This is a genomic window from Polaromonas sp. YR568, assembly GCF_943372955.1.
Classification (GTDB): Bacteria; Pseudomonadota; Gammaproteobacteria; order Burkholderiales; family Burkholderiaceae_C; genus Polaromonas.
The window spans coordinates 298,045-320,034 of the sequence record NZ_CALSAL010000001.1; the positions used below are offsets into that span (position 1 = coordinate 298,045).

The 21,990-nt window shown below is 62.5% G+C and carries 18 protein-coding genes and 1 tRNA gene; 14 read left to right on the top strand and 5 right to left on the bottom strand.

Annotation, left to right across the window (positions count from 1 at the left end; genetic code table 11):
* Positions 1-7 precede the first annotated feature (7 nt).
* The 4 genes from AAG793_RS01405 to AAG793_RS01420 all read left to right on the top strand — a co-directional run bounded on the left by AAG793_RS01405 (position 8) and on the right by AAG793_RS01420 (position 4,327).
* Positions 8-967: a tripartite tricarboxylate transporter substrate-binding protein gene (locus AAG793_RS01405; RefSeq protein ID WP_341903020.1), complete on the top strand. Its 960-nt coding sequence runs from the start codon at positions 8-10 to the stop codon at positions 965-967.
* Positions 968-1,105: 138 nt separating this feature from the next.
* The gene (locus tag AAG793_RS01410) at positions 1,106-1,660 is read left to right on the top strand and encodes a tripartite tricarboxylate transporter TctB family protein (RefSeq protein ID WP_341903023.1); all 555 of its coding nucleotides are present in this window, start codon (positions 1,106-1,108) and stop codon (positions 1,658-1,660) included.
* 18 nt (positions 1,661-1,678) lie between these two features.
* Entirely contained in the window at positions 1,679-3,184 is a 1,506-nt protein-coding gene (locus tag AAG793_RS01415) for a tripartite tricarboxylate transporter permease (protein WP_341905340.1), read from the top strand.
* Positions 3,185-3,337: 153 nt separating this feature from the next.
* Complete coding sequence (locus AAG793_RS01420) at positions 3,338-4,327, top strand: tripartite tricarboxylate transporter substrate-binding protein (protein ID WP_341903026.1); 990 nt, start codon at positions 3,338-3,340, stop codon at positions 4,325-4,327.
* Between the two features lie 27 nt (positions 4,328-4,354).
* Here AAG793_RS01420 and hemH read toward each other — a convergent pair whose 3' ends face one another.
* On the bottom strand, positions 4,355-5,458 hold the full coding sequence (gene hemH, locus AAG793_RS01425) for a ferrochelatase (protein ID WP_341905343.1): 1,104 nt from the start codon (positions 5,456-5,458) through the stop codon (positions 4,355-4,357).
* Between the two features lie 31 nt (positions 5,459-5,489).
* On the opposite strand from hemH, the gene AAG793_RS01430 reads away from it, so the two are divergent.
* A complete protein-coding gene (locus tag AAG793_RS01430; RefSeq protein ID WP_341903028.1) occupies positions 5,490-6,185 on the top strand; it encodes an HAD family hydrolase in 696 nt (231 codons plus the stop codon).
* Between the two features lie 26 nt (positions 6,186-6,211).
* On the opposite strand, the gene hpnE is transcribed toward AAG793_RS01430, so the two are convergent.
* The 3 genes from hpnE to hpnC all read right to left on the bottom strand — a co-directional run bounded on the left by hpnE (position 6,212) and on the right by hpnC (position 9,316).
* Entirely contained in the window at positions 6,212-7,522 is a 1,311-nt protein-coding gene (gene hpnE / locus AAG793_RS01435) for a hydroxysqualene dehydroxylase HpnE (protein WP_341903032.1), read from the bottom strand.
* 43 nt (positions 7,523-7,565) lie between these two features.
* Positions 7,566-8,408: a presqualene diphosphate synthase HpnD gene (hpnD, locus tag AAG793_RS01440; RefSeq protein ID WP_341903035.1), complete on the bottom strand. Its 843-nt coding sequence runs from the start codon at positions 8,406-8,408 to the stop codon at positions 7,566-7,568.
* A gap of 95 nt (positions 8,409-8,503) precedes the next feature.
* Entirely contained in the window at positions 8,504-9,316 is an 813-nt protein-coding gene (gene hpnC, locus AAG793_RS01445; protein WP_341903037.1) for a squalene synthase HpnC, read from the bottom strand.
* Positions 9,317-9,628: 312 nt separating this feature from the next.
* Here hpnC and AAG793_RS01450 point away from each other — a divergent pair, with 312 nt between their 5' ends.
* The 4 genes from AAG793_RS01450 (at position 9,629) to AAG793_RS01465 (ending at position 16,637) form a co-directional block, all read left to right on the top strand.
* A complete protein-coding gene (locus tag AAG793_RS01450) occupies positions 9,629-10,771 on the top strand; it encodes an efflux RND transporter periplasmic adaptor subunit (protein WP_341903039.1) in 1,143 nt (380 codons plus the stop codon).
* A 7-nt stretch (positions 10,772-10,778) separates the two neighbouring features.
* Complete coding sequence (locus AAG793_RS01455) at positions 10,779-14,045, top strand: efflux RND transporter permease subunit (RefSeq protein ID WP_341903042.1); 3,267 nt, start codon at positions 10,779-10,781, stop codon at positions 14,043-14,045.
* Between the two features lie 93 nt (positions 14,046-14,138).
* Positions 14,139-14,225: transfer RNA gene (locus AAG793_RS01460), tRNA-Leu, on the top strand.
* Between the two features lie 174 nt (positions 14,226-14,399).
* The gene (locus tag AAG793_RS01465; protein ID WP_341903045.1) at positions 14,400-16,637 is read left to right on the top strand and encodes an NADP-dependent isocitrate dehydrogenase; all 2,238 of its coding nucleotides are present in this window, start codon (positions 14,400-14,402) and stop codon (positions 16,635-16,637) included.
* Positions 16,638-16,756: 119 nt separating this feature from the next.
* Here AAG793_RS01465 and AAG793_RS01470 read toward each other — a convergent pair whose 3' ends face one another.
* Positions 16,757-17,455, bottom strand: a complete 699-nt coding sequence (locus AAG793_RS01470) for an FCD domain-containing protein (RefSeq protein WP_341903047.1) — start codon at positions 17,453-17,455, stop codon at positions 16,757-16,759.
* Between the two features lie 294 nt (positions 17,456-17,749).
* Between AAG793_RS01470 and AAG793_RS01475 the strand changes: the two genes are divergently transcribed.
* From AAG793_RS01475 to AAG793_RS01495, 5 genes are all read left to right on the top strand, one after another.
* The gene (locus tag AAG793_RS01475) at positions 17,750-18,742 is read left to right on the top strand and encodes an ABC transporter substrate-binding protein (RefSeq protein WP_341903050.1); all 993 of its coding nucleotides are present in this window, start codon (positions 17,750-17,752) and stop codon (positions 18,740-18,742) included.
* Positions 18,743-18,850: 108 nt separating this feature from the next.
* Positions 18,851-19,603: an ABC transporter permease subunit gene (locus AAG793_RS01480; RefSeq protein ID WP_341903053.1), complete on the top strand. Its 753-nt coding sequence runs from the start codon at positions 18,851-18,853 to the stop codon at positions 19,601-19,603.
* A gap of 34 nt (positions 19,604-19,637) precedes the next feature.
* On the top strand, positions 19,638-20,411 hold the full coding sequence (locus AAG793_RS01485; protein ID WP_341903056.1) for an ABC transporter ATP-binding protein: 774 nt from the start codon (positions 19,638-19,640) through the stop codon (positions 20,409-20,411).
* Positions 20,412-20,418: 7 nt separating this feature from the next.
* The gene (locus tag AAG793_RS01490; RefSeq protein ID WP_341903059.1) at positions 20,419-21,171 is read left to right on the top strand and encodes an ABC transporter permease subunit; all 753 of its coding nucleotides are present in this window, start codon (positions 20,419-20,421) and stop codon (positions 21,169-21,171) included.
* Positions 21,172-21,223: 52 nt separating this feature from the next.
* Complete coding sequence (locus AAG793_RS01495) at positions 21,224-21,916, top strand: fumarylacetoacetate hydrolase family protein (RefSeq protein WP_341903061.1); 693 nt, start codon at positions 21,224-21,226, stop codon at positions 21,914-21,916.
* Positions 21,917-21,990 lie beyond the last annotated feature (74 nt).

Genomic DNA, 21,990 nt, shown 5'->3' on the forward strand with positions numbered 1-21,990 from the left:
GACATCCATGCGTCGCGATACTTTTCTTAAATCGATGGCCGCTCTGGCCGCTGCGGGCGCACTGCCCATGCCTGCACTGGCCGCAGCCAATGTGAAGATGATGATTCCCGCCAACCCGGGCGGTGGCTGGGACACCACGGGCCGCGCCCTCGGCAAGGCGCTGATGGACTCCGGCGCTGCCGCTACCGTGAACTATGACAACAAGGGCGGCGCCGCCGGTGCGCTGGGTCTGGCCCAGTTCGTCAATGGCAGCAAAGGCGACTCCAACGCACTGATGGTGATGGGCGCCGTGATGCTGGGTGGACTGATCACCGGCAAGCCACCGGTCAGCCTCTCGCAGGCCACGCCGATTGCCCGCCTCACCAGCGAGTACAACGTGTTTGTGCTGCCCGCCAACTCACCCTTCAAGTCGATGAAGGAAGTGATCGAGCAGCTCAAGAAAGACCCCGGCAGCGTGAAGTGGGGCGGCGGTTCGCGTGGCTCCACCGAGCACATCGCTGCGGCCATGATCGCCCGTGAAGTGGGTGTGGACCCCTCCAAGATCAACTACGTGGCCTTCCGTGGGGGCGGAGAAGCCACCGCCGCCATCCTGGGTGGCAACGTCACCGTCGGCGGCAGCGGCTACAGCGAGTTCGCCGAATACATCACCACCGGCAAGATGAAGGCGCTGGCCGTCACGTCGGACACCCGCCTCAAGGGCGTGGATGTGCCGACGCTCAAGGAGCAGGGCGTGAACGTGGTCATCGGCAACTGGCGCGGTGTGTACGGCGCCCCTGGCATCACCGCGCAGCAGCGTCAGGCCCTCACGGACATGATCCTCAAGGCCGTCAAGTCCAAGAGCTGGCTGGAGGCGTCCGAGAAGAACAACTGGACTGCCGCCGTACTCACCGGCGCCGCGTTCGAGAAGTTCGTTGACGACGACTTCGCCAGCCTGCGCGCCACCATGGTCAAGTCCGGCATGATCTGACGCGGCATTAGCTGCTTTCTCCTCGCCTGATTCCCGGCGTACCGACTGTCTTCATGGCAGTCCCGACATGCCTCCGCTGGCCCCCTGAGGCCAGTGGCGGCATGTTGCTTTCACTCACTGTTCTCCAGGACCTTCACCATGACCACAACAGACTCCCCGGGCCCCGGCGCCTCTGATGCGGGGGGCAGCGCCGTGCTGCCCCAAACCCTGGTGGGGCTGGGTGTGTTGTTGACCGGGCTGGCGCTCGGCTTCGGCGCCATCGGCATTTCTTCCGTGGCCGGCTATGGTGGTGTCGGCCCCAACTTTCTGCCCTGGCTGGTCTCGGTGTCGCTCACGGTGTGCGGCGCATGGATCATCTGGGAGGCGTGCTCCGGCGGCTTTCGCGCGCTGGAGACGCCGTCGGGTGCGCCGCAGGCCAACTGGACCGGTCTGGTGTGGGTGTCGGCTGGCTTGTTGATGAATGCGGCGCTGATCACCAGCATCGGCTTCATCTTCAGCTGCACGCTGTGCTATGTGCTAGCGGTGCAGGGCTTGCGCCGCGCCGCACTGGCGCCCGGGCAACCGGCGGGCGGTCTGCGGACATGGGTCACTGATGTGATCGCGGGCCTGCTGATCTCGGCCCCCGTATTCTGGATGTTCACCCAGTTTCTGGCCATCAACCTGCCAGGGCTCACCAGCACTGGCTGGCTCTGAGCGAGGTACACCATGGATATCGATATCTTCAATGCCCTCATGGCCGGTTTTGCAACCGCCATCACGCCGGCCAACCTGATCTGGTGTCTTGTGGGCTGTGCACTTGGCACGGCGGTTGGTGTGCTGCCTGGCATCGGTCCGGCAGTGGCTGTGGCCATGCTGCTGCCGATCACGGCCAAGGTCGATGTGACCGCGTCAATGATTTTTTTCTCCGGCATCTACTACGGTGCGATGTACGGGGGCTCCACCACCTCCATCCTGCTCAACACACCAGGCGAGACTGCCAGCATGGTCACGGCCATGGAAGGCAACCGGATGGCCAAGAGCGGGCGGGCTGGCGCTGCACTGGCCACAGCCGCGATTGGCTCCTTCGTGGCGGGCACCATCGCCACGGTGATCGTCACGCTGTTTGCGCCGTGGGTGGCAGAGTTTGCCGTCAAGCTCGGGCCGCCTGAGTATTTCCTGCTGATGCTGCTAGCCTTCACCACTGTCAGTGCGGTGCTGGGCAAGAGCACGCTGCGCGGCATGACGGCGCTGCTGGTCGGTCTGGCCGCGGGTTGCGTCGGTCTTGACCAGATTTCCGGCCAGGGCCGTTACACCGGCGGTGTGCCGGAGTTGCTGGACGGCATCGAGATCGTACTGGTCGCTGTGGGTTTGTTTGCGGTGGCCGAGGTGCTGTATGCCGTGCTCTATGAAGGCCGGGTGGTGGAAGGCCAGAACCGCTTGAGCCGCGTGCACATGACCAAGCGCGACTGGAAGCGGTCGATACCGGCGTGGTTGCGCGGCACCGCCATCGGCACCCCATTCGGCTGCATTCCCGCCGGTGGCACCGAGATCCCGACCTTCCTGAGCTACGCGACCGAAAAGAAACTGGCCAAGACACCCGAGGACAAAGCCGAGTTTGGTACCAGCGGTGCGATTGAAGGCGTGGCCGGCCCCGAGGCGGCCAACAACGCCACCGTGACGGCCGCGCTGATTCCGCTGCTCACGCTGGGCATTCCCACCTCCAACACCACCGCCATCCTGCTGGGGGCGTTCCAGAACTACGGCATCCAGCCCGGTCCCCAACTGTTCACCAACTCGGCTGCGCTGGTGTGGGCGCTGATTGCTTCTCTGTACATCGGCAACGTCATGCTGCTGGTGCTCAATCTGCCGCTGGTCGGGCTGTGGGTCAAACTGCTCAAAATCCCCAAGCCGCAGCTTTATGCCGGCATCCTGATTTTTGCGACGGTCGGTGCCTATGGCATGCGCCAGAGCGCGTTTGACCTGTTCCTGCTGTATGGCATTGGTCTGCTCGGCGTCGTGATGCGCCGCTTTGACTTCCCGACCGCGCCGGTGGTCGTCGGCATGATTCTCGGCCCGCTGGCCGAAGCGCAGCTGCGCAACGCGATGTCGATTGGCGAGGGCAGTGCGGCGGTGTTCTTCCAGCGTCCGATGTCGATCACGCTGATGGTGATTGTGGTCGGCGTGCTGGTGCTGCCGCGTCTGGCCAGGCGCTGGTCGGCGCGCGGCGTTCCGGCTTGAGACTTCACTGCGGAACACCGCAGAAGAGCGGCCTGCGGCCGCTGCCGGAGGGCTTGCCGTGTGGCATGGAACGTGCATACACTTTGTTACATCGGGCAGGGAGTCATGCCAGCCCCTGACCGGTGAACAGCAATCCCTGGCGTGGAGAGCCTCATGCACACTGTTCCGCGACGTACTTTTCTGGGTGGGGTGGGGGTGGCCGGTATGGCCATGGCGATCCCAGGCATCAGCTCTGCGCAGGCGCCGAAAATCCCCAAACTGGGCAACAAGCTCAAGATCGTGATTCCGGCGGTCTCGCGCAGCAGTCTGGACCAGACCGGTCGCGCGCTCGGGGACGCCATGGTCGGGCTGGGCATCACCGACGAGATTGAATACGACAACCTGGACGGCAAGGGCGGCACCGTCGGATTGATGACCTTCGTCGACAAGCACAGCGCCGACCCCAATTCCTTCTTCATGGGCGACACCACGCTGGTGGGCTCCATCGCGGTACAAAAGCCGGCGGCAACGCTGGCCCGGGTGCAACCTGTGGCCCGCCTGATCAGCGACTACCTGGTGGTGGTTGTCGCTGCCAATTCGCCCATCAAGACCGTCAACGACCTGGTGCAGCGTCTGCGCACCGCGCCCAAGCAAACGCCGATCGGCATTGGCACTGCAGGCGGCGTGGACCATGTCTTCACAGGGCTGCTGGCCAAGGCGGCCGGTGGGCCGCTGGACGACACCACCTACCTGCCGTTTGCGCGCAGCTTCGAGCTCGTCGAGGCGGTGATGATGGGCAAGGTGGCGGTGGGCATCACCAGCTACAGCGTGTTCGCACAGGACATTGCTGGTGGCAGGCTTCGCGCGCTGGGCGTGTCGTCGGCCAAGGCGGCCTACGGCGTGAAATCCTTGCGTGAGCAGGGTGTGGATGTGGACCTGACCAACTGGCGGGCGGTGTTTGCGGGCCAGGCGGTGCCGCCTGCGCGTCGCGCAGAAATGGCCGAGGCATTGCGGGTCGCCATGACCTATGACTTCTGGAAGAAAACGCTCAAAGAGAGCAACTGGGAGCCGTCGTGGCTCACAGGGCCCAACCTGTCGGGCTTCATCGACATCGAGGTCAAGACCATCCAGCTGATGGTGCAACTGCTCAAGCTCAAGGCCTGAGTTTCCAGCCCAGCTCTACTGAAACGCTCACTGGCTGGCGCCGAGCGCCAGCGCACGTTCGCGCGAGGCCGCGAGCTCTGCTGCAGGCACACCGCCGTCTGTGGGCCAGCCACCCAGGTGCGTGGCGCTGAACTCGGCCAGTGCGGCAATCCACTCGGGGCTGTCGTTCAGGCAAGGGATGTACTCAAAGGTTTCGCCGCCAGCTTCCAGAAAGGCCTGACGTGCCTCCATCGAGATTTCTTCAAGCGTTTCAAGGCAATCGCCGGTGAAGCCGGGGCAGATCACGTCGACGCGCTTGACGCCTTCCTGCGCCATGCGGACCAGCGTGGGTTCGGTGTAGGGCTCCAGCCATTTGGCCTTGCCGAATCGCGACTGGAAGGTCACCACGTACTGCTCCTTGCGCAAGCCCAACTGGGTGGCCAGCAGGCGCGCCGTCTTGTGGCATTCGCAGTGGTAGGGGTCGCCCATGTGCAGCGTGCGCTCGGGCACGCCATGAAAACTCATCACCAGCTGATCGGCCTGCCCGTTCTGGCGCCAGTGCTCACGCACACGGCTGGCCAGCGCGCTGATGTAGCCCGGCGCATCGTGGTAGTTGTTGATGAATCGGAACTCTGGCACGCGCCGGATCTGCGCCGCCCAGGTGTAGACCGCATCAAATACGCTGGCCGTAGTGGCGGCGCTGTACTGCGGGTAGGCGGGCAGGATGAGCACACGCGTCACACCATCGGCTTTGAGCTGGTCGAGCTGCGAGGCAATCGACGGATTGCCGTAGCGCATGGCGTAGCGCACCGTGACCGAGTGGCCGCGCACCGCCAGGTAACCCTGCAGCATCAGCGCCTGCTTTTCGGTCCACACCTTCAGCGGTGAGCCTTCCTTCATCCAGATGCTGGCGTACTTGGCGGCTGACTTCTTGGGCCGCACCCGCAGGATGATGCCGTGCAGGATCAGCCACCACACCGGCTTGGGAATTTCGACCACGCGCGGGTCGCTCAGGAACTCGGCGAGGTAGCGCCGCAGCGCAGGCGCAGTGGGCTCATCGGGCGTGCCGAGGTTGCACAGAAGAATCGCGGTGGTGGAGGTGGCGGCGGGTGGTGCGCCGTGGGAAAAGGCGGGTTCCGGCGTGAACGGCATCATCAGGGACATGGGTTATTCTCGCCTACCTATGATTGACCTGACAACCGTACGTGCCATCAGCCTCGATCTGGACGACACGCTGTGGCCGGTCTGGCCGGCCATCGAGAGGGCCGAGAAAGCACTCAATGACTGGCTGAGTCACGCTGCGCCGATGACGGCTGCGCTTTTTGCCAGCGCGGCAGCGCGCCATGAGATACGCGAGCACGTGGTCCGTTCCCGCCCCGACCTGCAATACAACCTGAGCGGTATCCGCCGCGAGGCCATTCGCCTGGCGCTGTACCGCTCTGGCGAAGACCCGCTGCTTGCCGAAGCCGCTTTTGAAGTGTTCTTTGACGAACGCAACCGCGTCACGCTGTTCGACGACGCACTGGCATCGCTGCAATTTCTGTCCAGCCGGTTTCCGCTGGTTGCAGTGTCCAATGGCAATGCGGACATCCGGCGCATTGGCATCGAACCCTACTTCAAGGCCAATATCAGTGCCCAGAAGTTCGGTGTCGGCAAACCCGACCCGCGCATCTTTCATGCAGCGGCCGGTGCGGTGGATGTGCAGGCCAGTCAGGTGCTGCACGTGGGTGACGATGCCGCGCTGGATGTGCTGGGCGCCCTTAACTGCGGCATGCAGACGGTGTGGGTCAACCGTGCCGACCACCTCTGGACGCATGAGCTGATGCCGCACGACACCGTGTCGACATTGACCGAGCTGTGCGACATGTTCGGCAGCTGAGTGCGGCCCACCGCCTCGCGGTTTTGTCAGCGCAAGTGTCTGGCCGCCTGCAGGCCTGAGCGCACCGCGCCTTCCAGCGTAGCCGGGTAGGGGCCCTGCACATAGTCGCCGCACGCCAGCAAACCCGGTTCAATTTCTGCCGCGGGACGCTGCAGCCCAGGCGTGCAGGCAAAGGTGGCGCGTTTTTCAACAATGGTCTGTACCGGCGTCAGCGATGGCAGCCTCAGTTGCTGGCTGGCCTGCGCCAGCACCTGCTGCGTCAGTTCAGCACTGTCACCGGTGCTGGCGCTGATCACGAAAGCCAGCAAACCAGCCGGTCCGTCCAACTGGCCGCGGTCAAACACAAACTGCGCAGGCACACCCGGCCCGTCGCGCAAGGCCAGCATCGGTTGCGCGAGGCGCGCGCCGTCGCCATGGGCATACACGGTAGTCAAGGCCTCGTAATGCAGGCTGCGTGCGGTCGCTGCCCAGGAGGCTGCACCCTCGGCACTGCCGGTGTAGGCCAGTCGCGCTGCTTCCAGCGGCGGGCAGGCCAGCACCACCGCATCCACCGCTTGGCTGGTTTCGGCGGGGCTGTCGCTGTGGTCGCTGCTGTGGTTGTCAGTCTGCACCACCCAGCCGGCACCTTCCCGGCTGATGGCCAAAACCCGGGTGCCCGGATACACGGCAGCCCCTTCCTTCTGCAGCCACGCGATGGCGGGCTCTGGCAACAGGGCGCTGAGGTCCTGACGCGGCAGCAGCAGGTTGGAGCCGCCACTTTCGGCGAACAGCGCGTCGTGCATGACCCGCAAAAAAACCTGCCCGCTGGAGCGCTCTGCTGGCGTGTTGAGTGCTGACACACACAGCGGCGCGATCAGCATGTCCATCACCCGCGGGGCGAGCCCACGGCAGAGGTCCGCCACCGACACCTCTGGTCCGCATTGAAAACCGCCGAGGCGCCAGCTTGCTGCGAGTTTGAGCAGTGACAGCTTTTCCGCAAGGCTCCAGCCACGGGCGCTCACGATGCCAGCCAGCGCATCCAGCGGCGCTGGCCAGTCGGGCAGTGTGAACCCGGTGCCATCAGGGAACTGCAGCGTCAAAGGCATGCGCATAAATGCAGCGGACACATCAACCCCGAGATCGTCCATCAGTTGCAGGGTGTCGGCGTAAGCGCCAATCAGGATGTGCTGGCCATTGTCGAGTGCCACCGGCTGACCCGCCACGGCGCTGGCGACCCGGCGGGCGCGGCCGCCGGGTACGCGTGTGGTTTCATACAAGGTGACCTGGTGGCCCAGGCGGGTGGCTTCGACGGCTGCAGCACACCCGGCCCAGCCGGCGCCGATCACTGCGACCCTCATGACGCCAGCGACCTCGGCTCATGGGTGCCCGTGCAGCAAGGCGTCATTGCACCCGGCCCAGTGCCTGCGTCTTCCACGCCAGCCAGAACTTGCGCAGCGGCGTCAGGCTCACGCGCTGGTGCAGCACCTGGTAGCCATCGGCGGCAATTTCACGCAGCAGTGTGCGGTAGATGCTGGCCATCATCAGCCCCGGTTTTTGCGCACGGCGGTCGGCATCTGGCAGCAGGGCCAGTGCTTCCTCGTACAGCGCCAGCGCCCGGTCGGTCTGGAATTTCATCAGCGCCACGAACCGGTCCGAGTACTGGCGCTTGAGTATTTCGTGGGCCTTCACGTCAAATTGCTGCAATTCGTTGACCGGCAGATAGATGCGGCCGCGCATCGCGTCTTCACCCACGTCGCGGATGATGTTGGTCAGCTGGAAGGCCAGGCCCAGCTTGTGCGCGTAAGCGGTCGTGGCGTCCTGCGTCTGACCAAAGATGTTGGCCGCCACCTCGCCCACCATCCCGGCCACCAGATGGCAGTAGCGCTGCAGGCCCGGGAAGTCGAGGTAGCGGTTTTGCTCCAGGTCCATCTGGCAGCCGTCAATCACGGCCTGCAGATGGCGCGGCTCGATACGGTAGGTGGCTGCCAGCGGCATCAGCGCTTTCATCACCGGGTGGGTGGGCTGGCCGGCAAAAGACTTGAGCACCTCGCTGTGCCACCAGGCGAGCTTGGTGCGGGCCACGCCGGGGTCGGTCACCTCATCGACCACATCGTCGATTTCGCGGCAGAACGCATAGAAGGCGGTGATAGCGGCGCGCCGTTCCTTGGGCAGGAAGAGGAATGCGTAATAGAAACTGCTGCCTGATGCGGCGGCTTTTTGCTGGACATACTGCTCAGGCGTCATGCACTAATTGTTGCATGGCAAGGCGCTGCTGCTGGCAGCGCCACCGGCGTAAAACCCGCGCGCTGCCGGCCTTTTGGCGGGTGCGGGATGCGGCGCTACATCCAGAGTGCGCGCCAGCCCATCACCACCACATCCCAGGGGCCGAGTTTGGGCCTGCGGGCCAGCGTGTCGAATCCCATGGCCTCAATCTTGTCGAGAATGCGCAGCCCGCCCTGAACCACCAGCCTCAGCTCCCACCCGCCACGGCCGGGCACGCGCCTGGGCAATGCGGCGCCTTGCCGCATCAGCGCGCGGGCTTGACCCACGCAGTCGGCAATCAGGCGAATCGCCTCTGGTGTGCTTTGCAACTGCAACAGTTGCGCCTCCTGCACGCCGTGGCACGCCCACGCATCGGCGGGCAGGTAGATGCGCCCGCGCGGGTGGTCGACACTGATGTCCTGCCAGAAATTGATCAGCTGCAGCGCGGTACAAATGCAGTCGCTCTGTCGCAACGACTCCTCGTCCTGCACGCCGTAGAGATGGAGCAGCAGGCGGCCCACCGGGTTGGCCGAGCGGCGGCAGTAGTCCAGCAACTCGGTCTGGTTGGCATAGCGCTGCTTGACCACGTCCTGCTCGAAGGCGCTGAGCAGGTCGGCCAGCAGCGGCACGGGCAGCGCAAACTGCTTGAGCATTGTGCCCAGCGGCTCGAACACCTGCGGCCATCGTTCGCTGGTGGCGCGTCCATCGGCTGTGGCCATCAGGTCGGCATGGAAGGCCGCGAGGTCGGCCAGGCGGCTTTCGGGCGAGGCATCGCCTTCGTCGGCGATGTCATCGGCCGTGCGCGCGAACCAGTAAATGGCGGCGATGGGTGGCCGCAGGGCAGGGGGGCACAGAAACGAGGCGACCGGGAAATTCTCGTAATGGCTCACGCCCTGCAATGAGGGCGCAGAGGGGGGCGCTGGTGTCGGGGTAGGGGTGCTGGGGGGCGCCTGTCGGACCGGGGTGCCGTCGCCTGTATTGCTACCTGTAGTGCGACTTGTATTGTCTGTAGCGGCTGTTTCGGGGCCTGAATTCATGGCCTGATTGTCGCTTGACAAGGTTTTTCATTTCCCCTAGATTACTAACCGGTCAGTCATTAGTGGAGGGTGATAACACCCAAAACGTGATGAGTCGTCACCTGACCACCGTACAGTGAGATCACGATTTTCATTGTCCGGCCTCCCCATGAATTCGAGCCAGACATGAAAAAAATCATCTTCTCACTCGTCGGCGCCAGCGTTCTGCTGGTGGCCTGTTCCCCAGATACTCCCCCTCAGGAGCCGGTGCGTGCCGTCAAGGTCCTCACCGTCGGCACCAACGCCTTTGGCTCCGCCCACGAATACGCCGGAGAGGTGAAGGCGCAAGTCGAGTCGCGTCTGGGCTTCCGGGTCGGCGGCAAGATCTTGCGACGGCAGGCTGAGCTGGGGCAGCGCGTCAAGGCCGGCCAGGTGCTGGCGCAGCTCGACCCGCAAGACTACAAGCTCTCAGCAGATGCGGCGCGGGCCCAGGTGGCTGCGGCCACCACCAGCCGCGATCTGGCGGCGGCTGATTTCAGGCGCTACAAGGAGTTGAAGGAGCAGAACTTCATCAGCGGTGCCGAACTGGAGCGGCGTGAGACCACGCTCAAATCCGCGCAGGCGCAGCTGGAGCAGGCCCAGTCGCAGTTCGCCGTACAGGGTAATCAGGCGGCTTACACCTCACTGGTGGCCGATGTGTCGGGTGTGGTCACCGCTATCGAGGCAGAGCCCGGTCAGGTGGTGAGCGCCGGTGCGCCGGTGGTCCGCATCGCGGCGGACGGACCGCGCGATGTGGTGTTCTCGGTGCCTGAGGACAAGGTCACCGCACTGCGACCCGGCGCAGCAGCGCGCATCAAGTTGTGGTCGCAGGGCACGATGCTGCCGGGCCGGATTCGCGAAGTGGCGGCCAGCAGCGACCCGGTGACTCGCACCTACCTCGTGAAAGCCAGCGTCGACAGCAAGGAGCCGCCACCGCTGGGTGCCACCGCCTATGTGCTGCCCGACAGCGGCGGCATCGTCGGCCTGCCGGTGATCAAGCTGCCGACCAGCGCCCTGCGGCGCGATGGCAATGCCACCACCGTATGGGTGGTCGACAAGGCCAGCATGACGGTAAAGCCACAGGTGATTGAAGTTGCCACCGCGGACGGCAACGATGTGGTGGTGGGCTCTGGCCTGCAACCGGGCATGCTGGTGGTGAGCGCCGGTGTGCATGTGCTGTCGCCGGGCCAGAAGGTCACGCTGTATCAGCCGGCGATGACGACTGCCGCTGCACCAGCGCCGGCCGCGGTTTCTCCCAATGCGGCTACTGCGGCCACAGCGGCCAAGTGAGGCCGCGATGAGCACCACACCCTCTCACGACGCCCACCCGGCGGGCGGCGACACACCGTCCAGCCGCTTCAACCTGTCCCGCTGGGCACTGGAGCACCCGGCCCTCACGCGCTACCTGCTGGTGGTGTTGATGGTGCTGGGCTTTGCGGCGTACTTCCAGCTCGGTCAGGACGAAGACCCGCCTTTCACCTTCCGCGCCATGGTGGTCCGCACCTACTGGCCCGGCGCCACCGCGCAGCAGGTCGCTGAGCAGGTCACCGACAAGCTGGAGCGCACGCTGCAGGAAGTGCCCTACGCCGACAAGATCCGCAGCTACTCCAAGCCCGGTGAGTCGCAGATAATTTTTCAGATCAAGGACTCGTCGCGACCCGCTGATGTACCCAACGTCTGGTACTCGGTGCGCAAGAAGATTGGCGACATACGCGGCACGCTTCCTGGCGGTATCCAGGGGCCGTTTTTCAACGATGACTTCGGTGATGTGTACGGCGTCATATACGCGCTGGAAGCCGATGGCTTTTCGTATGCCGAGGTGAAAACCGTGGCCGACGACGTGCGCCAGCAACTGCTGCGCGTGCCTGATGTCAGCAAAGTCGAGCTATTCGGCGTGCAGGACGAAAAAGTCTTCATCGAAATCTCGCAGAAGCGGCTGGCCCAGCTGGGTCTGGACCTGACGCAGGTGCTGTCGCAACTGAGCCAGCAAAACGCGGTGGAGTCGGCCGGTGCCGTGCAGACGCCGCTGGATGTGGTGCAGGTGCGTGTGGCTGGCCAGTTCGAGGCGGTCGAGCAACTGCGCGCCATGCCGATACGCGGCAACGGCTATGGCAGTGGCACCACGGCGTCAAGCAGCCAGTTGCGGCTCGGCGATATCGCAGAGATCAAGCGGGGCTATGCGGACCCGCCGACCGTCAAGGTGCATCACCAGGGCAAGGAGGTGATTGCGATTGGTGTGTCCATGGCCAAGGGTGGCGACATCATTGCGCTGGGCAAATCGCTGGTGGCTTTGTCGGACACCGTGTCCCGCAAGCTGCCGGCCGGGATTCAGCTGGTGAACATCCAGAACCAGCCCAAGGCGGTGGCGACGTCGGTCAATGAGTTCGTCCGGGTGTTGATCGAGGCGGTGGTCATCGTGCTGGCGGTGAGCTTCGTCAGCCTGGGCCTGCACAAGCGGCCCCATGACGGGCCGGGGCAGTTGCCGCTCTGGAGGCGCTACTACATCGACGTGCGGCCGGGGCTGGTGGTGGGCATCACGATCCCGCTTGTGCTCAGCCTGACCTTTCTCGCCATGCTGTACTGGGGGATTGGCCTGCACAAAATTTCGCTGGGCTCGCTCATCATCGCGCTCGGGTTGCTGGTGGACGACGCCATCATTGCGGTCGAGATGATGGTGCGCAAGATGGAAGAGGGCTACGACAAGATTCGTGCCGCCACCTTCGCCTATGAGCTGACGGCCATGCCCATGCTCACGGGCACGCTGATTACCGCGGTCGGCTTCCTGCCGATCGGGCTGGCCCGGTCCACCACTGGGGAATACACCTTTGCGATCTTTGGCGTGACGGTGGTGGCGCTGGTGCTCAGCTGGCTGGTGTCGGTGTACTTTGTGCCCTACCTTGGTACGGTGCTGCTCAAGGTGCCGCCGCATGCCAAGGACCTCAACGCATCCAACGACTCCAGCGGCAGTGCGGACAGCAGCCCCCACGAGCTGTTTGACAGCCCGTTCTACAACCGCTTCCGCCGGACGGTGAACTGGTGCGTCGAACACCGCTGGGCCACCATCGGTGCCACGGTGCTTCTTTTTGCGCTGGGCATCGTCGGCATGGGCAAGGTGCAGCAGCAGTTCTTCCCGGATTCCAGCCGCCCTGAAATCCTGATGGACATCTGGTTCCCCGAGGGTACCTCGTTTGCTGCCAATGAAGCCACCGCCAAGCGCGTGGAAGCGCGCCTCATGCAGGAGGAGGGCGTGCAGACCGTCAGCACCTGGATCGGCTCCGGGGTACCACGCTTTTATCTGCCGCTGGACCAGGTCTTCCCCCAGACCAATGTGTCCCAGATGATCGTGGTGCCCAAGGATTTGAAAGTGCGTGAATCGCTGCGCATGAAGTTGCCGGCCTTGCTGGCCACCGAGTTCCCCGAGGTGCGTGGGCGCATCAAGCTGCTGCCCAATGGCCCACCGGTGCCTTACCCGGTGCAGTTCCGCGTGGCCGGGCCCGACCCGCTGGTGTTGCGCGAGCGGGCTGATGAAGTCAAGGCCGCCATGCGGGCCAGTCCCAACACACGTGGGGTGAATGACAACTGGAACGAATCGGTGAAAGTGCTGCGGCTGGAAGTCGACCAGGCGAAGGCGCGCGCGCTCGGCGTGACCAGCCAGTCGATCGCACAGGCCTCGCGCACCATCCTCGCAGGCACGCCGGTGGGGCAGTTCCGCGACGGTGACAAACTCATCGACATCGTGCTGCGTCAGCCGCTGGACGAGCGCAACGCGATCACCGACATTGGCAACGCCTACCTGCCCACAGCGACGGGCAAGTCCATTCCGCTCACGCAGATCGCCACGCCAGTGTTTGCGTGGGAACCCGGCGTGATGTGGCGCGAGAACCGCGACTACGCCATCACGGTGCAGAGCGATATCGTTGAAGGCCTGCAGGGCGCCACCGTCACGCAGGAACTGCTGCCGCAATTGCGCCAGCTGGAAGAGGGCTGGCAGGCCAAAGGTCTGGCGGGTTACCGCATCGAGGTGGCTGGCGCGGTAGAGGAAAGCAGCAAAGGCTCGGCGTCGATTGCTGCGGGGATTCCCATCATGCTGTTCCTCACCTTCACGCTGCTGATGCTGCAACTGCACAGCTTCAGCCGTGCCTTGCTGGTGTTCCTCACCGGGCCGCTCGGCATTGCCGGTGTGGCGGGCGCCTTGCTGTTGCTGGGCCGGCCATTTGGTTTTGTGGCGCTGCTGGGTGTGATCGCGCTGATGGGCATGATCCAGCGCAACTCGGTCATCCTGATCGACCAGATCGAACAGGACCGTGCCCGCGGCGTGCCCGCCTGGGACGCGATTGTGGAGTCGGCCGTGCGGCGCCTGCGCCCGATTGTGCTCACTGCCGCCGCTGCCGTGCTGGCCATGATCCCGCTGTCCCGCAGCGTGTTCTGGGGGCCGATGGCCGTGGCCATCATGGGCGGGCTGGTGGTGGCCACCGCGCTCACCTTGCTGGCATTGCCAGCCATGTACGCCGCGTGGTTCCGCGTCAAACGCGAACCGCCTCAAGCAGCGCCTGCAGCGGCTTGAGCCAGCACCGCAGCCCGCTCGGGCTAAAATGCGGTGCTCCATTTCACACGGGTGGTCTTGCGTGCAAGGCCACCCGTTTCAACAAGAAAACCTGCGCGGGTGGCGAAATTGGTAGACGCACCAGGTTTAGGTCCTGACGCCAGCAATGGTGTGCGGGTTCGAGTCCCGCCCCGCGCACCACTCTGACAATGACCTGACGCTCCGGTACCCCGGAGCCCGGGTCATTTTTTTGCCTGTGCCCGGGCGCATGCCCCGGGCCGTGGATGGTCACGCTGCCAATCTGCCGGCGCCCTGCCTGTCGCGCAAAAGACCCGGAATTGAAGCGGCTTAAAATAAGAGGCTTAAAGGACCACCATGAACACTGACAAATCCAAAATCATCTACACGCTGACTGACGAGGCCCCCGCGCTGGCCACTGCCGCGTTTCTGCCCATCGTGCGCACCTTTGCTGCCCCTGCCGGCATCAATGTGGTTGAGAGCAATATTTCCGTGGCCGCCCGGGTGTTGGGCGAGTTTCCGGAGTTTCTGACCGACGCCCAGAAGATGCCCGACAACCTGTCCGAACTGGGCCGCCTCACGCTGCTGCCTGACACCAACATCATCAAGCTGCCCAATATCAGCGCTTCGGTGCACCAGCTGGTGACCTGCATCAAGGAATTGCAGGCCAAGGGTTACAAGATTCCCGACTTCCCGGAAGACCCGAAAACCGAGGCCGACAAGGCCATCCGCGCCCGCTATTCCCGCTGCCTGGGCAGTGCGGTCAACCCGGTGCTGCGCGAAGGCAACTCCGACCGCCGCGCGCCGCTGGCAGTGAAGAACTACGCACGCAAGCGCCCGCACAGCATGGGTGAGTGGAGCATGGCCTCCCGCACCCACGTGGCCCACATGAAGCATGGCGACTTCTACCACGGTGAGAAGTCGATGACCCTCGACAAGGCCCGCGACGTCAAGATGGACCTGGTCACCAAGAGCGGCAAGACGGTGGTGCTCAAGCCCAAGGTGTCCCTGCAGGCTGGCGAGATCATCGACAGCATGTTCATGAGCAAGAAGGCGCTGTGCGCGTTCTACGAAGAGCAGATGGAAGACGCGCGCAAGACGGGCGTGATGCTCTCGCTGCACGTGAAGGTCACCATGATGAAGGTCTCGCACCCCATCGTGTTCGGCCATGCCGTGCGCATTTTCTACAAGGAAGCGTTCGAGAAACATGGCAAGCTGTTCGACGAGTTGGGCGTGAATGTCAACAACGGCCTGGTCAACCTGTACGAAAAGCTCGAAGCCCTGCCCACCACCAAGCGTGAAGAGGTCATCCGTGACCTGCACGCCTGCCATGAGCACCGCCCCGAGCTGGCCATGGTCGATTCGGCCAAAGGCATCACCAACCTGCATGCACCCAACGATGTGATCGTTGATGCATCGATGCCGGCCATGATCCGTCTGGGCGGCAAGATGTGGGGCGCTGACGGCAAGCCGAAGGACACCAAGGCACTGATCCCTGAGAGCACCTTTGCCCGCATCTACCAGGAGATCATCAACTTCTGCAAGACCAACGGCAACTTCGACCCGACCACCATGGGTACGGTTCCCAACGTCGGCCTGATGGCCCAGCAAGCCGAAGAGTACGGCTCGCACGACAAGACCTTTGAAATCCTGGAAGACGGTGAAGCACGCATTGTTGACCTCGCCACTGGCGAAGTCCTGCTCACGCAGAATGTCGAAGCCGGCGACATCTGGCGCATGTGCCAGGTCAAGGATGCGCCGATCCGCGACTGGGTCAAGCTGGCCGTCACGCGTGCGCGCAACTCCGGCATGCCGGCGATTTTCTGGCTGGACCCGTACCGCCCGCACGAAGCCGAAGTCATCAAGAAGGTCGAGGCCTACCTGAAGGATCACGACACGAAGGGCCTGGACATCCAGATCATGTCGCAGGTGCGTGCCATGCGCTACACGCTCGAGCGCGTGGTCCGCGGGCTCGACACCATCTCGGTGACCGGCAACATCCTGCGCGACTACCTGACCGACCTGTTCCCCATCATGGAACTCGGCACCAGCGCCAAGATGCTGTCCATCGTGCCCCTGATGGCAGGCGGCGGCATGTACGAAACCGGCGCCGGCGGCTCGGCCCCCAAGCACGTCAAGCAACTGGTGGAGGAAAACCACCTGCGCTGGGATTCGCTGGGTGAGTTCCTCGCGCTGGCTGTGAGTCTGGAAGACATGGGCATCAAGACCGGCAACGACAAGGCCAAGATCCTCGCCAAGACGCTGGACACCGCCACCGGCAAGCTGCTGGACCACAACAAGAATCCGTCGGCGAAGACAGGCGAGATCGACAACCGCGGCAGCCAGTTCTACCTGGCGCTCTACTGGGCCCAGGAACTGGCTGCACAGAACGACGATGCACAGCTGAAGGCGCATTTCGCGCCTCTGGCCAAGGCCTTGACCGACAACGAGCAGAAGATCATGGGTGAGCTGCTGGCGGTACAGGGCAAGCCGGTGGATATCGGTGGCTACTACATGCCCGACGCTGCCAAGGTGGTGACGGTGATGCGTCCAAGCCCGACCTTCAACGCTGCACTGGACTCTGTGCGTCACTGAGCAAGCATGAAGGGGCGGTAGCCCTGGAAAAAAGCCCCCCGGATGCCTGGCACCTGAGGGGCTTTTTTATTGCGGGTTTCAGGTCGCGACCGTGTCAGATCCCAACCCGCATCACATCTTCAAATCCGGCCCATCAGCCGGTCTTCCACCGTCTGCAAATGGCTCCGCATGGCATTGGCGGCCTTGATCGGCTCGCGGTGCGTGATCGCGTCGATCACCCGGTCGTGGTCTGCAAAGCTGTGATGGGTTTCCGGCGGCCGCGCGCCTTCAGGGCGGGGGCGGCCCCAGGTGACTGAGCGACGCACCTCGGTCAGCAGGTCGGTCAGTGCCAGCAGCACGGTGTTGTGCGCAGACACGGCAATCTCGTGGTGCAGCAGGGCGTCATACACCTCGTACTCGCGCCAGTTGGCGGCCGCCTTGCAGCGGGAGCTCAGTGCCTTGAGCTGGGCAATTTCGTCGTCTGTGGCGTTCACCGCCGCGAGGCCAGCCAGTTCAGGCTCCAGCGCCATCCGGGCACGCATCACCTGTGCCGGATTGGTTTTGGATGCGAGCACCATTGGATCAGGGCGCTTGGCTGGCTTGGGGCCGACAAAGGTGCCTTGGCCCACGCCGCGCCACAGGCGGCCTTCGTTCTCCAGAACCTGCAGCGTCTTGCGCAGTCTGGCGCGGGTCACACCCAGGCGCTCTGCCAGTGCGCGTTCGTTGGGAAGGCGTTTTTCTCCGCCTGCAGACTCGATGTCTGCAATGACGGCCTGCAAACCCTCCCACACATCAACCTCATCGGTTTCGACTGGTTCTGCTACGGAACTGGACCTCATGAATGCCTTACCTCCCAATCAATCGCAATCAACGGCTCTCTGGTTGAACAACCAGCAAGCCACCGGGTAGATTTTAGAACCAATCAGGTGTTTGGTTGCGATTGAAATACAGGCTTTTTCATTGGGAAAACACCTAGTAATTTCAAAAATTGAGCGCACTAGAATGGCCCAACCAAATAATTAATAGGCCTAAACCAATTTAATTAATGGTTTGCCTCGCCGGTTCAGTGGCTTCACAGCCTGTTGCTTGCGAGGAAACGGTGCACCTCATTTTTACAAGCAAGGAGACAGTTCATGTTCAAGTCATTGCAGAGGGTCAACAAGTTGTTCATCCAGATGGCGGGAGGAGCGCTTTTGCTCAGTCTCGCCGCCACTTCGTATGCGCAAAAAGTACGTGTTGCCTTCGGCGACGTGCTTTCGACCGAAACCCTGTCCATGGTGATCGCGCTGGAGCGGGCCAAGGCCAAGGGTGTCGATTACGAGATCACCTTCTTTTCCAAGGAAGAACTCGCCATCCAGGCGGTGATGAACGGTCAGTCTGATCTGGGTGTTGGCACGCCGTACTCGGTGATCCAGAAGAGCAAGGCTCCTGTGCGCATCCTGTTCCAGGGTACCCGTCTGGTGTTCTTCCCGGTGGTCGACAAGAAATACGCGAACTGGAAAGCCCTGGATGGTCAGCCCTTCACCTTCCATGCGCGCGGCACCGGCACTGAAGCCATCGGAAACATCATCGCCAAGCGCGAAGGCATCAAGTTCGGCGATCGCAGCTACGTGCCAGGTTCCGAGAACCGCGCGATTGGCATGATCAAGGGCCAGATCACCGGCACCATTCTGGACTTGGCCAACAAGAACCAGCTGATGGAAAAGGCCCCCGGCCGCTTCACCATCCTGCCTGGCGTGAGCAACCCCGCTTCTGACGAAACCATTTTCGGCCAGATGGACTGGATCAAGAAAAACGAAGCCAAGGTCGACATCATCGTCGGCGAGTTCTACAAGCTCTGGAACGAGATGCAGGCCAACCCCGGCATCGTTGAGCAGGAGCGCTTGAAGTACAAGCTGATGATGGACCAGCCGAAGGAAGTGCTGGAGAAGGTCTCCAACTTCTACACCGTCAGCACCAAGGAAGGCATCTACTCACCTTTGGGTGGCGGCGCTGACGTGGCCAAGAGCGACTTCGAGTTTTATGTTGAGGCCGGCCAGATGCAAGGCCCGGTGGACTCCCTGAAGGTTGAGGATTTCTGGTATCTGTCCCCTCTGGACAAGGCCCGCAAGGCCGCTGGTAAGTAAGTTCCAGATTCCCTGCAGACCCGCGGAAGGTTCACACCTCTCCCGGGTCTGCCCGCACCGGTGCAGTGCCGGCCCCTCGCCCGGTACACCGCGAACTGGCAAGTCCCCATGTTTCTGAATAAAAACTTCTTCCTCAAAATCACGTCTTTCGTCGTCGTCATCCTGTTTTGGGAATACGCCGGACGAATCAACTACAGCTCTGCGCTTCCGTCGTTCACCGAAACGATGGCCGCCCTGTTCGAAATGATCATGGACGGCTCTCTCGGTACGGCTTTTGCCAAAACACTCTATCCGCTGGCCATCGGCCTGCTGGCATCGATTTTTGTGGGCGTGTCGCTCGGCATGTTCATGGGTCTGAAGGAGGGTGGCGAATGGCTGTTTGCCCCGATCTTCATCGTGGCACAGGCGGCACCGCTGGCTGCGCTGATCCCCATCCTGACTTTCGCCTATGGCATTGGCATCACCGCCAAGATCTTCACGGTGTGCATCATGGCGATGCCGGTGATCGTGCTCAACACCCTGGGTGCTGTGCGAAACACCCCGGGCTCGCTGGTCGAAATGGCCAAGTCGTTCCAGGCCACGCGGTTTCAGGTGGTGATGAACATCATCTTGCCGGCTGCCAGCCCGCTGATCTTCGTAGGCCTTCGCCTGGGCTGTGCTTCCGGCTTCATCGGCATCATCCTGGCCGAACTGCTGATCACCCCGACAGGTATCGGCGACATCATTTCGTACAACCAGTCCGTCGCGGAATACGGAAAGATGTACGCCGCCATTCTTTCCATCATTGTGTCCTCTGTGTTTTTCATTGAAATGCTTGAGAAGACCGAAAAACTCATGTTCTCGCCCGAAAAGCGGATCTGAACAACGCCCCAGGCAAATCAACTTCACAACCCTCATGACCATTCAGAATTCACCACCCATTGTTCAGGTCCAGAACATCAAGAAGGTTTATCCCGGCGGTGTCGAAGCGTTGAACGACATTTCACTCGACTTCCCCACTGGCAAGCTCACCACCTTGCTGGGCCCCTCAGGCTGCGGCAAGACCACGCTGCTGAAAATCATCGCCGGCTTGCTGCAGCCCAGCAGCGGGCGCGTGCTGGTCGATGGCAAGCCCGTGTCGGAGCCAGGACCAGAGCGCGCCTTTGTGTTTCAGGATTTCGCATTGATGCCCTGGGCCACGATTCTGCGCAATGTGGGCTTCGGTCTGGAGCTGGCCGGCGTGGATCGCGCCAAGCGCGAGGAAATTGCCGCCAAGTACATCAACACGGTGGGGCTCAAGGGCTTTGAACTCAAGTACCCGCACGAACTCTCCGGCGGCATGCGCCAGCGTGTGGGTCTGGCGCGGGCACTGGCCGTGAATGCCAAAGTCCTGTTGATGGACGAGCCCTTCTCCGCGGTGGACGAACAAACCCGGCGCAAGTTCCAGGAAGACATGCTCGAGCTGGTGGCCAAGGAAAACAAGACCTTTATTTTTGTGACGCACAGCATTGAAGAGGCTGTGTATGTGTCGGACCGCATTGTTCTGCTGCATCGCCGTCCGAGCCGCGTTTCCGAAATCATCGAGCCGAAGATTTCACGCAACGTGGACCCCGAAGCCATCCGGCGCCAGCCAGAGTACCTCGACGCCGTTGAGAACATCTGGCAGAGCCTGAAGAAATTCCTGGACTGAGGCAAGCATGCTGATCAAAGGTTATCGAATACCGCTTTTCACCTCGCTCATCCTGTGGGCGATCCTGTGGGAAATAGTGGGGCATACCGGTCTGGGTCTGATCCTGCCGCCGCTCACCAAGATCTTCACCCGGATGGTGGAGATTGTTCCGACCAAGTCCTTTCTTGACGCGTTGTACATCACCGGGAAGTCTTTCTTCCTCGGCAATCTGATCGCGATTGCGATTGGCATTCCGATGGGCGTGCTGATGGGCCGTGTCAAGACCGCTGACGCCTTGATCCTGCCCTGGGTCAACCTGTTCCTGTCGGCGCCGCTGTCGGCCCTGGTGCCCGTCATCATGGTGCTGGCTGGCATTGGCGAAGTGACCATCGTGCTGACGGTGGTGCTGTTTGCGATCTGGATCATCGTGCTCAATGCGCGGGCTGGCGTGCTCAACATACCGCCTTCTCTGGTGGAGATGTCGCGCAGCTTTGGTGCCACGCGCTACCAGTCCTTTGTCAATATCTACGTCTGGGCCGCCCTGCCTGAGATTCTTGCGGGCATTCGCCTGGGCATGATCCGGGCGGTCAAGGGCGTGGTCATTGGCCAGTTGCTGATCTCTGTCGTGGGCTTTGGAACGCTCTTTGAGCTGTACGCTGCCCACTTCCTGATGGAGCACTTCTGGGCGCTGATTCTGGTCATCTTCGCCTTCGCGTTCAGCATCAATGAAGCGCTGGCGTGGACCGAACGCCGCTTCAAGTATTTCGCCTCTTCCCGTTAATTCCCCTTTAACCTTCTCTTTACCCCTTCATTCATAAAAAAGGAAATCAAGCATGTCAGCTCAGTATCTGTTCGCACCGCAAGAGGTCAACTCGGTCGGTATCAAGGGGGAAACGAAGCGTTTTCCGGTTCGCCGCATTTACTGCGTGGGCCGCAACTACGCCGAGCACACCCGTGAGATGGGTCATGACCCAGATCGCGAACTGCCGTTCTTCTTCAACAAGAACCCGGACAACCTGATCCTCAACAACGGTGACTTTCCCTACCCATCCGCGACCAAGGATGTGCACCACGAAATCGAGATGGTGATTGCCATCGGCACAGGTGGTGTGAACATCCCTGTCGAGAAGGCACTTGACCACGTGTACGGCTACGCACTGGGCCTGGACATGACGCGTCGCGATCTGCAGGGTGAAGCCAAGAAGACCGGCCGCCCCTGGGAGATCGGCAAGGCTTTTGAGCACTCTGCCCCGATGGGTGAGATTGTTCCCGCTTCGCAGATCGGACACCTCAGCAAAGGCGAGATCTGGCTCAAGGTCAACGGTGCCGTTCGCCAAAAAAGTGACCTGTCGCAGCTGATCTGGAATGTTCCCGAAATCATTGCGCACCTGTCGGCCATCTTCGAGCTCAAAGCGGGCGATTTGATCATGACGGGTACACCGGCTGGCGTGGCTGCAGTCAAGCCTGGTGACGTGATGGAAGGTTACTGCGAAGGTCTGGGCACCCTGACCGCCAAGGTCGTCTGACACTGCTTGCCGTCCAGGCGTTCACAACAGGCTCTTAAAGCAAGCCTGAAATAAGCGAAGGGGAGGACGAATTC

Bases quoted from the DNA above. Each gene is read 5' to 3' on its own strand.
- AAG793_RS01405 (WP_341903020.1), top strand. From the start codon at position 8: ATGCGTCGCGATACTTTTCTTAAATCGATGGCCGCTCTGGCCGCTGCG.
- AAG793_RS01410 (WP_341903023.1), top strand. From the start codon at position 1,106: ATGACCACAACAGACTCCCCGGGCCCCGGCGCCTCTGATGCGGGGGGC.
- AAG793_RS01420 (WP_341903026.1), top strand. From the start codon at position 3,338: ATGCACACTGTTCCGCGACGTACTTTTCTGGGTGGGGTGGGGGTGGCC.
- hemH (WP_341905343.1), bottom strand. From the start codon at position 5,458: ATGCCGTTCACGCCGGAACCCGCCTTTTCCCACGGCGCACCACCCGCC.
- AAG793_RS01430 (WP_341903028.1), top strand. From the start codon at position 5,490: ATGATTGACCTGACAACCGTACGTGCCATCAGCCTCGATCTGGACGAC.
- hpnE (WP_341903032.1), bottom strand. From the start codon at position 7,522: ATGAGGGTCGCAGTGATCGGCGCCGGCTGGGCCGGGTGTGCTGCAGCC.
- hpnD (WP_341903035.1), bottom strand. From the start codon at position 8,408: ATGACGCCTGAGCAGTATGTCCAGCAAAAAGCCGCCGCATCAGGCAGC.
- AAG793_RS01450 (WP_341903039.1), top strand. From the start codon at position 9,629: ATGAAAAAAATCATCTTCTCACTCGTCGGCGCCAGCGTTCTGCTGGTG.
- AAG793_RS01455 (WP_341903042.1), top strand. From the start codon at position 10,779: ATGAGCACCACACCCTCTCACGACGCCCACCCGGCGGGCGGCGACACA.
- AAG793_RS01465 (WP_341903045.1), top strand. From the start codon at position 14,400: ATGAACACTGACAAATCCAAAATCATCTACACGCTGACTGACGAGGCC.
- AAG793_RS01470 (WP_341903047.1), bottom strand. From the start codon at position 17,455: ATGAGGTCCAGTTCCGTAGCAGAACCAGTCGAAACCGATGAGGTTGAT.
- AAG793_RS01475 (WP_341903050.1), top strand. From the start codon at position 17,750: ATGTTCAAGTCATTGCAGAGGGTCAACAAGTTGTTCATCCAGATGGCG.
- AAG793_RS01480 (WP_341903053.1), top strand. From the start codon at position 18,851: ATGTTTCTGAATAAAAACTTCTTCCTCAAAATCACGTCTTTCGTCGTC.
- AAG793_RS01485 (WP_341903056.1), top strand. From the start codon at position 19,638: ATGACCATTCAGAATTCACCACCCATTGTTCAGGTCCAGAACATCAAG.
- AAG793_RS01490 (WP_341903059.1), top strand. From the start codon at position 20,419: ATGCTGATCAAAGGTTATCGAATACCGCTTTTCACCTCGCTCATCCTG.
- AAG793_RS01495 (WP_341903061.1), top strand. From the start codon at position 21,224: ATGTCAGCTCAGTATCTGTTCGCACCGCAAGAGGTCAACTCGGTCGGT.